The sequence below is a fragment of the Plantibacter sp. genome (genome assembly GCF_059073635.1).
This window is the reverse complement of the sequence record NZ_JCACOF010000001.1, coordinates 332542-345570: the sequence shown is the minus strand read 5'-3', so window position 1 is coordinate 345570 and position 13029 is coordinate 332542. Positions and strand designations below refer to the sequence as shown.

13 protein-coding genes are annotated in these 13029 nt (G+C 70.3%); 1 reads left to right on the top strand and 12 read right to left on the bottom strand.

The annotated features are described in order from the left end of the window. Positions 1 to 2 precede the first annotated feature (2 nt). The 12 genes from AC5JOC_RS01630 to AC5JOC_RS01575 all read right to left on the bottom strand — a co-directional run bounded on the left by AC5JOC_RS01630 (position 3) and on the right by AC5JOC_RS01575 (position 12440). Positions 3 to 1112, bottom strand: a complete 1110-nt coding sequence (locus AC5JOC_RS01630; protein ID WP_175116455.1) for a threonine aldolase family protein — start codon at positions 1110 to 1112, stop codon at positions 3 to 5. A 161-nt stretch (positions 1113 to 1273) separates the two neighbouring features. Next, on the bottom strand, positions 1274 to 1711 hold the full coding sequence (locus tag AC5JOC_RS01625) for a hypothetical protein (RefSeq protein WP_079704981.1): 438 nt from the start codon (positions 1709 to 1711) through the stop codon (positions 1274 to 1276). Further along, the gene (locus AC5JOC_RS01620; RefSeq protein ID WP_494244972.1) at positions 1708 to 2859 is read right to left on the bottom strand and encodes an ABC transporter permease; all 1152 of its coding nucleotides are present in this window, start codon (positions 2857 to 2859) and stop codon (positions 1708 to 1710) included. The genes AC5JOC_RS01625 and AC5JOC_RS01620 overlap by 4 nt, the downstream gene beginning before the upstream one ends. Beyond that, on the bottom strand, positions 2856 to 3740 hold the full coding sequence (locus tag AC5JOC_RS01615) for an ABC transporter ATP-binding protein (protein ID WP_159877563.1): 885 nt from the start codon (positions 3738 to 3740) through the stop codon (positions 2856 to 2858). Before AC5JOC_RS01615 ends, AC5JOC_RS01620 begins: the two co-directional genes overlap by 4 nt. 187 nt (positions 3741 to 3927) lie before the next feature. Then, positions 3928 to 4932 (bottom strand): aldo/keto reductase family protein, encoded by a 1005-nt coding sequence (locus tag AC5JOC_RS01610; protein WP_064295523.1) that lies wholly within the window; start codon positions 4930 to 4932, stop codon positions 3928 to 3930. A gap of 63 nt (positions 4933 to 4995) precedes the next feature. Then, positions 4996 to 5703, bottom strand: a complete 708-nt coding sequence (locus tag AC5JOC_RS01605) for a response regulator (RefSeq protein ID WP_192004472.1) — start codon at positions 5701 to 5703, stop codon at positions 4996 to 4998. Then, positions 5700 to 7103 carry a sensor histidine kinase gene (locus AC5JOC_RS01600; protein WP_494244970.1) on the bottom strand — a complete coding sequence of 468 codons (1404 nt, stop codon included), beginning with the start codon at positions 7101 to 7103 and terminating at the stop codon, positions 5700 to 5702. Before AC5JOC_RS01600 ends, AC5JOC_RS01605 begins: the two co-directional genes overlap by 4 nt. 134 nt (positions 7104 to 7237) lie before the next feature. Beyond that, on the bottom strand, positions 7238 to 8671 hold the full coding sequence (locus AC5JOC_RS01595) for a DUF6421 family protein (protein ID WP_274499332.1): 1434 nt from the start codon (positions 8669 to 8671) through the stop codon (positions 7238 to 7240). Between the two features lie 160 nt (positions 8672 to 8831). Next, positions 8832 to 9671, bottom strand: a complete 840-nt coding sequence (locus AC5JOC_RS01590; RefSeq protein ID WP_159877573.1) for an ABC transporter permease — start codon at positions 9669 to 9671, stop codon at positions 8832 to 8834. Between the two features lie 31 nt (positions 9672 to 9702). Further along, positions 9703 to 10764, bottom strand: coding sequence for an aliphatic sulfonate ABC transporter substrate-binding protein (locus tag AC5JOC_RS01585; protein WP_229940266.1), 1062 nt, complete (start codon positions 10762 to 10764; stop codon positions 9703 to 9705). A 54-nt stretch (positions 10765 to 10818) separates the two neighbouring features. Continuing rightward, entirely contained in the window at positions 10819 to 11727 is a 909-nt protein-coding gene (locus tag AC5JOC_RS01580; RefSeq protein ID WP_494244968.1) for an ABC transporter ATP-binding protein, read from the bottom strand. A gap of 131 nt (positions 11728 to 11858) precedes the next feature. Beyond that, a complete protein-coding gene (locus tag AC5JOC_RS01575; RefSeq protein WP_137242376.1) occupies positions 11859 to 12440 on the bottom strand; it encodes a TetR/AcrR family transcriptional regulator in 582 nt (193 codons plus the stop codon). A gap of 134 nt (positions 12441 to 12574) precedes the next feature. On the opposite strand from AC5JOC_RS01575, the gene AC5JOC_RS01570 reads away from it, so the two are divergent. Further along, positions 12575 to 12961 carry a DUF1304 domain-containing protein gene (locus tag AC5JOC_RS01570; RefSeq protein WP_079003829.1) on the top strand — a complete coding sequence of 129 codons (387 nt, stop codon included), beginning with the start codon at positions 12575 to 12577 and terminating at the stop codon, positions 12959 to 12961. Positions 12962 to 13029: the final 68 nt, after the last annotated feature.

Here is a 13029-nt window from a genome sequence, read left to right as displayed (position 1 = left end):
CGCTACGCGCGGGCGAGTTCCTCGCGGATCGCGGCGACGAACGCGTCGATGTCGTCCTCCGTGGTGTCGAACGAGCACATCCAGCGGACCTCGCCCTTCGCGGCGTCCCAGTCGTAGAAGCGGAAGCGTTCGCGCAAGCGGTCGGGGACGCCCGCTGGCAGGGTCGCGAACACCGCGTTGGCCTGGGTCGGCTGGCTGAAGCCGAGTCCCGGTGCCTCGCCGGCGGCGATGAGGGCCTCGAGGGAGGTGCGGAGGCGCGCGGCCATCGCATTGGCGTGGGTCGCGGAGCGGAGCCAGAGCCCGTCGCCACCGTCGGCCGCCGGCTCGAGCAGGGCGATGAGCTGCGCCGCACCGAAGCGCATCTTCGACGCCAGCTGCATGTTGAGCTTCCGCAGGTAGACGAGGCCCTCCGACGCCGACGGTTCGAGCACGACGATGGCCTCGCCGAACATGAGTCCGTTCTTCGTCCCACCGAAGGACAGCACGTCGACGCCGGCATCGGCGGTGAACGCGCGCAGTGGGACGCCGAGGGCTGCTGCGGCGTTGGCGATGCGGGCGCCGTCGAGGTGCAGCTTCATGCCGTGACCGTGCGCGTGGTCGGCGATCGCGCGGATCTCCTCGGGCGTGTACAGGGTGCCGAGCTCGGTGGTCTGCGTGATCGAGACGACGAGCGGCTGTGCACGGTGCTCGTCGCCCCAGCCCCACGCCTCGCGGTCGATGAGGTCGGGCGTGAGCTTGCCGTCGGGGGCGTCGACCGTCAGGAGCTTGATGCCACCGACCCGCTCCGGCGCGCCGCCCTCGTCGGAGTTGATGTGCGCGGTCGACGCCGAGATGACGGCACCCCAGCGCGGGAGCATGGACTGCAGGCCGACGACGTTCGCGCCGGTGCCGTTGAAGACGGGGAACACGGCGACGTCGCGGCCGAAGTGATCGGCGAAGACCTCGTGCAGCCGACGGGTGTAGTCGTCCTCGCCGTAGGCGATCTGGTGGCCGCCGTTGGCCGCCGCGAGGGCGTCGAGGATCTCGGGGTGGACGCCGGAGTAGTTGTCGGAGGCGAAGCCACGGATGCTGGTGTCATGCAGAGAGTCGGTCACTGATCCATCCTCGCGCATGCCACACGCAGCTTCCGTGCATCGCGGGCCGACTTCCTGCGTGCTCGGGTCGCCGTCGGGCATGTTCACAATTCAGGAGCGCCCGGGCGTGGCGCCCCCGCACCGTGCGTGTCGGCGGGGACGCGCCGAGGCGCTCCTGAATTGTGAACCGGGAAACGGGGTCAGTCGGCGGCGTGACGGGGGCCGTCGGAGGAGGGGACGACCTCCTCGGGCACGGCGTCGATCGCGGCGTCGACGTCGGCGTGCGCACCGGGCTCCGGCTCCGCGTCCGGGGTCTCCTGCGCGAGCGCGTGCTCGTAGGCGAGCGCGTGCACGGCGATCGAGGAGGCGACGGCGGCCTGCTGCTCGTCCTCGGCGGAGGGCTGAGCCGGCTGCTCGGCCGCCAGCGCGGCGGCCTGCTCGGGCGTCAGCCGGGCGTCCTGGTCCTCTTCGTCCTCGTCCACGAGGTCGAGCACGATGGGCTCGTCGCCGTAGATGTCGCCCGCCGGATCGCCCGCGAGCGGGGCCGGCGCGGGGAGGCGCTGCTCGGCGTCGAGGAACTGCTTGGCCTCGAAGGCGCCCGGGTTGAAGACCTCGTCGATCCCGCCGAGCCCGCTCATGCCTTGAGCGCTTCCGAGAGTTTGACCCGGCCACCCATTTTCAGCAGCGAGTTCTCGTAGATCCGCGAGCCGACGAGGATGACGAGCGCCGCGGTGATCGCGAGGATCAGCAGGGACAGGATCGGCTCCCACCACTGCGCCGAGCCGACGAAGAGGCGGACGGGCATGCCCACGGCTGCCGAGAACGGCACGTAGGACATGATCGTCATCACCACCGGGTTGTCGTTGAAGAAGATGACGGCGAAGTACGGGATCATGATCAGCATCGTAATCGGGGTCGTCGTCGAACCGATGTCCTCTTGACGCGAGACCAGCGATCCGGCAGCGGCGAACAGCGCGGCCAGCAGGATGAAGCCGAGCACGAAGAACACCACGAACCAGACGACCGGGGTCCCGAGTCCGGCGAGCAGCTCCGTCTGGCCCGTCACCGTCAGCCCGATCACCGACAGCGCCGCGATCGCCAGGATCTGCCCGAACGCCAGGATGCTGTTGCCGAGCACCTTGCCCGCGAGGAGCGCCTTCACGGGGATGGCGGACATGAGGATCTCGACGACGCGGGTCTGCTTCTCCTCGACGACGCTCTGCGCGATCGACGCCCCGAAGGTGGTGGCGGAGACGAAGAACACGAGACCGAACCCGAGCGACACGATGTAGAGCAGGAAGCCCGCGGAGGCGTCGGCGTCGGGATCGAGGATGGTGACCTGCGGCTGCGCGCTCAGTTGCATGATGAGCGTGTTGGAGGCCTCGGAGTCGAAGATGACCTGGACGCCGGTGGGGTTGTCGTCGGTGGCCGGTGCGATCGCCGCTTCGACGTCACCCGACTTCACCAGGGCTTCAGCGGCGGCGACGTCGGCCGCCTCGGTCACGTCGAAGGTCTTGCCGTCGACGAGTCCCGCACCCGCGTTCCCGACGACCGCGACCTTCGTGGTCTCCGAGGCGGTGTTCTTCGCGAGGAACCCACCGACGACGATGCCGGCGAGGATCACGAGGAGCAGGATGCCCGTCGAGATGAGGAACGTCTTGCTGCGCAGACGCATCTTGACCTCGCGCTCGGCGACGAGACCGATGCTCTGCACGAGGCTGGGGGAGGCCGGGCCGGAGCGACGACGACCGGCGGGCTGGATCGGGGACTCGGTTGCCGTGGTCACTGGATGACCTCCTTGAAGATCTGGGCGAGGGTGGGGCGGAGGGGGGCGAAGCTCGTGACGTCACCGTGGGTCAGTGCCTCACGGAGCACGGCCTGCGCCGCCTGGGCGTCGTCGGCGTCGAAGAGGGCGTAGCCACCGTCGAAGTCGACGACGGAGATCCCCGCACGCTCGCGCAGCCAGCCGGTGTCGGCCGCGGTGAGCAGCTCGTAGCGGTTGCCGGCGTGGGCTTCGCGGAGGGACTCGCGCGAGCCGGAGGCGCGGATCCTGCCACCGGCGATGATCACGAGGTCGTCGCAGAGGCGTTCCACGATGTCGAGCTGGTGACTGGAGAACAGGACGGGCGAGCCGCCTGCGGCGAACTCGCTGAGCACGCCGACGACCACGTCGACGGCCATCGGGTCGAGGCCCGAGAACGGCTCGTCGAGGACGAGGACGTCGGGGTCGTGCACGAGCGCCGCGGCGATCTGCGCCCGCTGCTGGTTGCCGAGCGACAGGCTCTCGAGGGCGTCGTTCCGGCGCTCGCCGAGGCCGAGACGCTCGAGCAGTTCGCCGGCGTTGCGCTTGGCGGCGTGGGTCGTGAACCCGTGGAGGCGGGCCAGGTAGACGAGCTGTTCCTCGACCCGCATCTTCGGGTAGAGGCCGCGCTCCTCCGGCATGTAGCCGAACCGGCGGCGGTCCTCCGGGGTGAGCGGGGTGCCGTCGAGGGTGACGGTTCCGGCGTTCGCGGCGAGGACACCGAGCAGGATGCGCATCGTCGTCGTCTTGCCGGCGCCGTTCCCGCCGACGAACCCGGTCATGCGGCCGGGCGCGACCTGGAAGCTGACGTCGTCGAGCACCTTCCGCTCGCCGTACGACTTGTCGATGTGGCTGAGTTCGAGCATCGGCCGCCTCCTGTGATCTGCGTGCTGGACCGAGTGTCCTGCGTCGGGTTCTCCCGGTATGGCGATCACGCTACGCGGCGTGGTGTGCCACCGGCATCCGCCGTAGGACGGGTTGACGCGACGACGCCCGGTCCCCTTCTCCGTCGAGTGGGGGATACCGGGCGTCGTGGACCAGCCGAGCGCTGGATCAGGCGGGGCGGGACTCCGGGGAGACCGTCTTCGAGGGGTCGGTCTCGGCGACGGAGCCGATGGCCTCGTCGATGCGGGCGATGACCGCGTCGTCGAGCTTCACACCGGCCGCGGCGGCGTTCGCGGTGACCTGCTCGGGACGCGAGGCACCGACGATCGCACCGGCGATGTTGTCGTTGTGCAGCACCCAGGCGAGCGCCAGCTGCGCCATGGTGAGGTCGAGCTCGTCGGCGATGGGCTTCAGCTGCTGGACGGCCGTCAGCACCTCGTCGTCGAGGAAGCGCTTGATGGTGTCGGCGCCGCCCTTCTCGTCGGTGGCCCGGCTGCCCTGCGGGAGCTCTGCGCCCGGCAGGTACTTGCCGCTGAGGACGCCCTGCGCCACCGGCGACCAGACGATCTGTGAGATGCCGAGTTCGCGCGAGGTCGGGACGACCTCCTCCTCGATGACCCGCCACAGCATCGAATACTGCGGCTGGTTCGAGATGAGCTGGAAGCCCAGCTCCTTGGACAGGGCGTGGCCGGCGCGCAGCTGCTCGGCGTTCCACTCGCTCACGCCGATGTAGAGCGCCTTGCCCGCCCGGACGACGTCGGCGAAGGCCTGCATCGTCTCCTCGAGGGGCGTCTCGCTGTCGTAGCGGTGGGCCTGGTACAGGTCGACGTAGTCGGTGCCGAGACGCGTGAGCGAACCGTCGATCGACTCCATGATGTGCTTGCGCGACAGCCCGACGTCGTTGTGCCCCTTCGGGCCGGTGGGCCAGTAGACCTTGGTGAAGATCTCCAGGCTCGCGCGTCGTTCGTCCTTGAGGGCGTCGCCGAGCACCTGCTCAGCCGCCGTGTTCGCGTAGGCGTCGGCCGTGTCGAAGGTGGTGATGCCGGCGTCGAGGGCGGCGCGAACGCTCGCCGTGGCGACGTCGTTCTCCACCTGCGAGGCGTGGGTCAGCCAGTTGCCGAAGATGATCTCTGAGATCTTGAGTCCGCTGTTGCCGAGGTATCGAAATTCCATGGTCGTCACGCTACTCCTCGCATCCGACCGACCGACGGGGTTGCGCGGAGACGGAGCGAACCCTCAGCTGCGCGGCGACGCCAGCCCGTGCTCGTAGGTGTAGATGACCGCCTGGATGCGATCACGGAGGGCGAGCTTCTGCAGCACCTTCGAGACGTGCGACTTCACGGTCGCCTCGCCGACGAAGAGCGTGGTCGCGATCTCCTGGTTGGACAGGCCCTGGGCGACCAGCTGCAGGACCTCGCGCTCGCGCTCCGTCAGCTGCTCATAGTCGGCGCCGGTCGTCGGCCCGGCCGGGACGGCGGGGTCCTGCGCGGCGTCCTCGACGACGGGGCTCTGACGGGTGAACCCCTCGATGACCCGGCGCGTGACCGCCGGGGAGAGGAGCGCCTCCCCGCCCGCGATCACCGAGACCGCCGCGACGAGTTCCTCCGGCGAGGAGTTCTTCAGGAGGAACCCGCTCGCGCCGGCACGGAGCGCCTCGGCCAGGTAGTCGTCGCGGTCGAAGGTGGTGAGGATGAGGACGGCGGCGTTGGTGTCCGGATCCGCGACGATCCGACGGGTGGCCTCGAGGCCGTCCATGCCCGGCATCTGGACGTCCATGCAGATCACGTCCGGCGCGAGCGTCGTCGCGAGCGCGACGGCCTCGGCACCGTCCGACGCCTCACCGACGATCTCGATCCCGGGCTGTGAGCCCAGGATGATGCGGAAGCCCGCACGCAGCAGCTCCTGGTCGTCGACGAGGAGGATGCGGGTGGGCTGCTCGGTCATGCCTGGTCCTTCGTGGTGGTGGTCTGGGGTCGTCCTGCGGCGGCGGAGGCGAGGCGGGCGTCGGCGATGGACGCGGCGACGGGCTCCATCGCCTGGTCGCCCGGCCGGCCGAGCGGGATGGCGGCCCGCACGAGGAAGCCGCCGCGGGCGCGTGCCCCGACCTCGAGGACGCCACCGGACGACGCCACGCGCTCCCGCATCCCGATGAGCCCGAGCCCGCCGCGTCGGGCCACCGTCGGGACGGTCCCCGTGTTCGTGACCTCGAGTTCGACCGCGTCGTCCAGATAGCGGAGCCTGAGTTCGGCCGTCGCCGTGGTACCGCCGTACTTGCGGGCGTTCGTGAGCGCCTCCTGCGCGATCCGGTACAGGTTGAACGAGACGACGGCCGGGATCGCGACCGGTGTCCCCACGAGTTCGAACCTCGTCGGCAGCCCGTTCGCCGTCGACTCGTCGGCGAGCCGACCCAACTGGCCGACGCCGACGGTCGACGGGCTGCTCTCCTCGTCGGTCGGTTCGCCGTGTGCGCGGAGGGTGCCGAGCATCTTGCGCAGCTCGTCGATCGCGCTCCGTGCGCCGAGCTCGACGTTCGTGAGTGCATCCCGCGCGGCGGCCGGGTCCGCATCGAGCACGGTGCGCGCGGCACCGGCCTGGACCCCCATGACCGAGACGTGGTGGGCGACGACGTCGTGCAGCTCGCGCGCGATCCGCACCCGCTCGAGGGCGACCGCCTGCCGGGCGGACCGGGCGCGCTCCGCCTCGAGCTCGGCCGTGCGCTGCTCGAGCGCCGCCCGTTCCCGGGAGGACTGGTACACGCGCTCGCCGAAGAAGTACGCGGCTCCGAAGTAGAGGATGTTCGTCAGGATCTGGATGAGGATGAACGCCACGAGGGGCGAGAAGAGCCCCACCCGGGAGAGGCTGGGCAAGGCGTCGGGGTCGGTCGCCTGGATGAACATGGAGACGAGCAGCCAGACGAACATGGCGACGATGATGAGCACGCGGACGAGCGCAGCGCGACGTCGGTTCGGAACCCACGCCCCGACCGTGTAGATCGCGAGGAACAGGGCGATGTTCGTGAAGAGGACCTCGGGTACGAGCACCGTGCCGCCCACGATGAACATGACGGCGACGATGACGGCCACCGAGCACGGGAAGCGGCGACGGAACGCGAGCGGCGCGGTGATGCCGATCGCCCAGAGGACGGACGCCCACATCGGTGCGGGCTCGGGGTAGAACCCGGCGATCGTGTACAGCGTCAGGCTGAGGAGGGTGCCGACGCCGAGCGCGATGGCGAGGATGATGTCGGATCGCTGTTCCGACGGCGTCGCGGCCGGACGCCGCCACTCGGCGTCGTAGGGGTCGACCGGGCGGTCCTCCTGCTGGTCGACGGCGGGCTCGCTCATGCCGTCCACGCTAGCGCGACGCCCCGCCGGGGACATCCGTCGAGCGACGGAGCGCGGCGGTCCGGCACTCGGACAAGAGCCCGGAGCGGCACTCAGGAGAGTGCTGCTCCGGGCTCCTCCGCGGCACGGTCGGGTCAGGCCGCGGATCGCCCCGTGATCCCGGCGGTCGACGTGATGACGTCCGCCATCTTCTTGCCCAGCGCCTCGTAGAACATCGACAGGGGGAACTCGTCGTCGAGGACCGCGTCGGTGAGTCCGCGCGGCGGTCCGCTCAGGATCTCGTCGGACAGCCCACGCGCCCACTGCGACGCGGGGTGCGGCGTCAGCGTCGTCCGGACGAGCTCGTACGCGGCGAGCCAGTGCGCGGTCTTCGGACGGTCGATCGATCGCCAGTACAGCTCGTCGATGCTCTCGCCGAGCCGCACGACCACGTCGGGGACCTCGTCCCAGTCGATCGTGAGCCTGGTGTCGGTCCAGTGCAGCACGCCGTGCTGGTGCATCCACGCGAACAGCAGCTGGCCGCCGACGCCGTCGTAGTTCCGGACGCGCGAGCCGGTGATGGCGAACCGGAAGATGCGGTCGAAGATGATCGCGTACTGGACGAGCTTCGCGTGCTCGAGGATCGCCACGTCCGCCGCGTCGAGCGTCTCGGTCTCCGCGCGGGTCGTCAGCGTGCGCTCCAGCCGGACCGACTCGCGGAACGCCGTGAGGTCGCAGCGCAGCTCCTCGAGGGAGTACAGGAAGAACGGCATCCGCTGCTTGATCATGAACGGGTCGAACGGGAGGTCACCGCGCATGTGCGTGCGGTCGTGGATGAGGTCCCACATCACGAAGGTCTCCTCGGCCAGCTGCTGGTCGTCCAGGAGGGACGCGGCGTCGGCCGGGAGCTCGAGCTTGGTGATCTCGGCAGCGGCTCGGACGACCCGACGGTACCGGGCCGCCTCGCGGTCCTGGAAGATCGCGCCCCAGGTGAACGCCGGGATCGCGCGCATCGCGACCGTCTCGGGGAAGAGGACCGCTGAGTTCGTGTCGTACCCCGGCGTGAAGTCGAGGAAGCGGATCGGTACGAAGAGCGCGTTCGTGTAGTCGCCGGCCTCGAGCGCGGCGATGAACTCGGGCCAGATGACCTCGACGAGCACGGCCTCGATGTGGCGGTCGGTCGAACCGTTCTGCGTGACCATCGGGAACACGACGAGGTGTCCCAGGCCGTCCACGCGATGCCGCTCGGGGTGGAAGGCGACGAGCGAGTCGAGGAAGTCCGGGACGCCGAAGCCGTCGCGCTCCCAGCGGTCGAAGTCGGCGACGAGCGCGTCGAGGTACTCGGCGTCGTGCGGGAAGTTCGGAGCGAGGGTGCGGACGCTCGCGACGATCGTGGCGACGTGCCCTGCCGCCGACTCGTGGTCGTTTGACTCGGGGATCGAGCCGTCCTTCACCTGGACGGCCTGCAGCGCGGTCGCGGCGGCCTTGAGGTCCGTCCAGGCCGGGTGCCCGACGAGTGCGGCGGCGTCTTCGACGACCTCCGGCTCTCCGACGATGCTCTTCGTGTGGGTGGTGGCGACGTTCGACATGGTGAACCTCCTTCCGCGTGCGCAGGCGTCACCCGGGGTGGGTGACGATTCCTTCGAGCGTAGGGGCGGAGGGTGTGCGGATTTCTTGCGTCAGGAGCGACTTCGCTGCAACATTCGGCCGTTCGCGCTGGGGAACTGCACGGCCGACCGCGGCGGGCCGCTACCCCCAGCGGCGCTTGATCCAGCGGTCGAGGACACCGACGAGCGCGTCGGTGATCGCGCCGAGCAGCGCGAGCACGATGATGACGAAGAAGATGCGGTCGACCCGGCCGTTGTTCTGCGAGTCCACCAGGCGGAATCCGAGTCCCATGGACGAGGCGATGAGCTCCGCCGCCACGAGGAACAGCCACGACTGCGCCAGCGCGAGCCGGAGGCCGGAGACGACCGAGGGCGTCACGGCGGGCAGCTGCACCGTCCGGAACAACGCGACGCCGTTCAGCCCGAAGGCGCGGCCCGCCTCGACCAGGTGCTTGTCCACGTGGCGGAGCGCGGCGGAGACCGTCGTGTACACCGGGAAGAACGCGCCGATCGCGATGAGCGTGATCTTCGACTCCTCACCGATCTTCAGCCAGAGGATGAGCAGCGGGACCCACGCGAGCGACGGGACGGCCCGGATCGCCGCGAAGGTCGTCGACAGCAGGATGTCGCCGAGGCGCGAGAGCCCCACGACCGCGCCGAGGACGAGGCCGAGGACAGCGCCGATGAGGAAGCCGATGAGGACCCGCTGCACCGAGATGGCGACGTCCTGCTGCAACCAGCCGCGCTGCGCGAGATCCACGCCGGCCGCCCAGACCTCGGCGGGTGCCGGGAGTTGCGAGGCGGGGACGAGGCCGAACGCGGTGACGAGCTGCCAGGCCCCGAGGATGACGACGGGGACGAGGAAGCCGCCGAGGACGACGACGATCCTGCGGGACCCGAGGACGGCGCGCGCGTCGCGGCCGGACTGGGTCGCCTGGGCACCCGCGGCTGCGGTGGTGCCGAGACCGGCGAACTCGGTCATGGGTTCCTCTCGGGACGGTTCAGGGGGCGGACTACTTCGCGCCGATGGCGGACGGGTCCGCGTCGTCCACGAAGCTCGGGTTGAAGAGGTCGGCCAGGGCGTCGTCGACCTTGTCCTGCGACGACACGTCGCCGGACTCCACGAAGATCGGGCCGATGATCGACAGGACCTGCTCCTGCGCCTTGCCCGGGGCCGGGTCGACGTCGAGGTTCGAGCGCTCCGTGATCACCTTCGTCGCCACGGCGAGGTCGAGGCCCGCGGCGTCCGCGAGGATCTGCGCCGTCTCGTCGGGGTTCGACGCAGCCCATTCACGAGCGTGCTCATAGGCGTTCACGACGGTCTGCGCGACGTCCGGACGCTCGTCGATGAAGGACTCGGTCGCGGCCAGGATGCCGTAGCTGTTGAAGTCGACGTTGCGGTAGATGAGCTTCGCGCCCGCCTCCTCGGCGCCGGCCATGATCGGGTCGAGACCGGCCCACGCGTCGACGGAACCGTTCTGCAGGGCAGCCCAGCCGTCGGCGTGCTGGAGGTTCTCGATCGTGACGTCCGAGGCGGACAGGCCGGCCTCCTCCAGCGCCTGCAGGAGGAAGAAGTAGGGGTCGGTGCCCTTCGTCGCGGCGACCTTCTTGCCCTTGAGCTCGGCGACGTCCGTGATCGTCGAGCCCTGGCCGACGACGATCGCCGACCACTCGGGCTGCGAGAAGACGTCGATCGCCTGGATGGCCGATCCGTTCGCCCGGTTCAGGAGTGCGGCGGAGCCGGCGGTGGACCCGACGTCGATCGCGTCGGCCCGCAGTGCCTCGTTCGCCTTGTTGGAGCCGGCCGACTGGACCCAGTTGACGGTGATGTCCTGGTCGTCGAGTGCGTCCTCGAGCCAGCCCTGGTCCTTGATGATGAGGGAGAGCGGGTTGTAGGTCGCGAAGTCGATGTCGAGCGTGCCGCCCTCGGTGGTGCCGGCGGTGCTGTCGCCGCCGGCCGCAGGAGCGTTCTCGCCCGCGACGCAGCCGCTGAGGAGGAGCGCTGCGGCGGCGGTCGCGGCGACGATGGCCGCGCGCCCGGCGCGGGAGGTGGTGAAGCGGCGTCGTGAGGTCATGCGTTGGTCCTTGCTGTGGATCGGTGCGGGATGACGGCGGAGGTGGTGGGTGGCTCAGTACGGGAAGTGCGGGATGGACGGCAGTCGTTGGTCGCCGCGGGCGAGACCGTGGCGGTCGATGCCGAGTCCGTCGAGGAGGCGGCCGCGCAGCTCGGCGAGCTCTGCCGACCCGCGGTCGCGCGGGCGGTTGCCGGGGACGGTCACGGTCTGCGCGATGGTCGAACCGGGGTGTCCCTCCTCGCGACCCAGGAGGATGACCCGGTCGGCGAGCTGGAGGGCCTCGTCGACGTCGTGCGTCACGAGCAGGATCGTGGTGGGCGCGGCGAGGTGGATGGCGAGCAGCAGGTCCTGCATCTTCAGCCGGGTGAGGGCGTCGAGGGCGCCGAACGGTTCGTCGAGGAGCAGGACGCCCGGCCGGCGGGCGAGGGCCCTGGCGAGTGAGGCGCGTTGCGCCATGCCGCCGGAGACCTCCCGTGGGCGGTGCTCGGCGAAGTCCGCGAGCCCGACGAGTTCGAGCAGCTCGGCGACGCGGGCACGTCCTTCGGCTGCGGGTGTCCGCTTGGGCAGACCGAGTGCGACGTTCGCCGCGATGGTGCGCCAGGGGAGGAGTCGAGGCTCCTGGAAGCCGAAGGCCGTGCGCGGGTCGATGCCGGCGACGGGTGTGCCGTCGATGAGCACGGAGCCGGCGGTCGGGTGGTCGAGACCGGCCGCGATCCGCAGCAGGGTGGACTTGCCGCAGCCGCTCGTGCCGAGGATCGCCACGACCTCGCCGGCCTCGGCGGTGATCGTGACGTCGCGCAGCACGGGCCGCGGGGCGTCGGCGCGTTTGCCGGCACCGCTCGCGAAGGTGCGGCCGACCCCGGCGAACGCGACCGTGGAGGCACGATCCGCCGAGCCGACGGGGACGGCGTCGCGGGTGACCGGCGAGCTCGCGGCGAGCGGGCTTGGGGCAGCGTTCGTCATGGGTCTCGGGCTCCAGGGGTGGGGTGCCCGCCATGCTACGCGAGGGCGACGGACCGCTCTCGGTCGCCGAAACAGAGCGTCACATTGGCGTCCGCCGGTGACATCCGGAGGGTTCCGGTGTTATGCGTCCGCTACCAGCTGCCGACCTGCGCGAGGGCGACGTCGAGGATGGCGACGGCCTCCTCCCGGTTGACCCGGGCGAGCAGCAGCGCGCTGACCGACAACGACGTGAGCTGCCGTGCGGCCGCGGCGAGTTCGTCCGCGTCCGCCTCGGGACGGGCGAGGGCGAGGGCGTCCGAGACCGCGGTGGTGAGCTCGGCCCGGTAGCCGTCGACGACCTCGCGCAGTGCGTCGTCGTGGGCCGCGAGGCCGGCCGCGCTGTTGAGGAGGAGGCAACCGCGGCGGGGGGAGTCGTCGGGCAGGGTCGCGATGACCGTCTGCACGCCGGAGAAGTAGGTGGTGAGCCCGGCTCTGCCGTCCGTCGCCAGCGCGAGGACCGAGAGGCGCGGTCGGATGACGGTGTCGAGGTAGTCCTGCACGGCGGCGTCGAACAGCCCGCGCTTGCTGTCGAAGGCGTGGTAGAGGCTCGACCGCCGCAGGCCGGTGGCCGCTTCGAGGTCGGCGAGCGAGGTCGCCTCGTACCCGCGGTCCCAGAAGACGTCGCGCGCCGCCTGGACGACGGCGACGGTGTCGAACTCCTGCGTGCGTCCCATGGGTGCCTCCTCCTCGCTCGGCATCCGTGTGACGGGGTTGTGGACCGAGCGTTCTACTATTATAGTAGACCCATCGGTACAGAATGTCGCTCCGTCCGGACGACTCGACGCCGATCTCCCGGAAGGCCCGTCCCATGCTCGTCGTCAGTCTCGTCCTCGTCGGCATCGCCGCCCTCCTGCACGTCTACATCTTCGTGCTCGAGTCGCTGCGCTGGACCGAGCCGGCCACCCGCAAGACCTTCGGCACCTCGGAGCTCGAGGCCGAGACCACCCGCGGGATGGCGTACAACCAGGGGTTCTACAACCTGTTCCTCGCGATCGGCACGATCGTCGGCATCGTCTTCCTCATCACCGGCTCGACCGGTATCGGCGCGGCCCTCGTCTTCGCCTCGGCCGGCTCCATGCTCCTCGCCTCGCTCGTCCTCATCACCTCGGACCGCACGAAGGCCCGCGCCGCGATCGTCCAGGGGACCACCCCGTTGCTCGGACTCATCGCGCTCGTCATCGCACTGGCCGTCTGACACCTCCGCGACGCCCCAGGCGTCACCCCGTCCGCAACCCGACGACGTGCTGCGCCCGCCCACCGAAT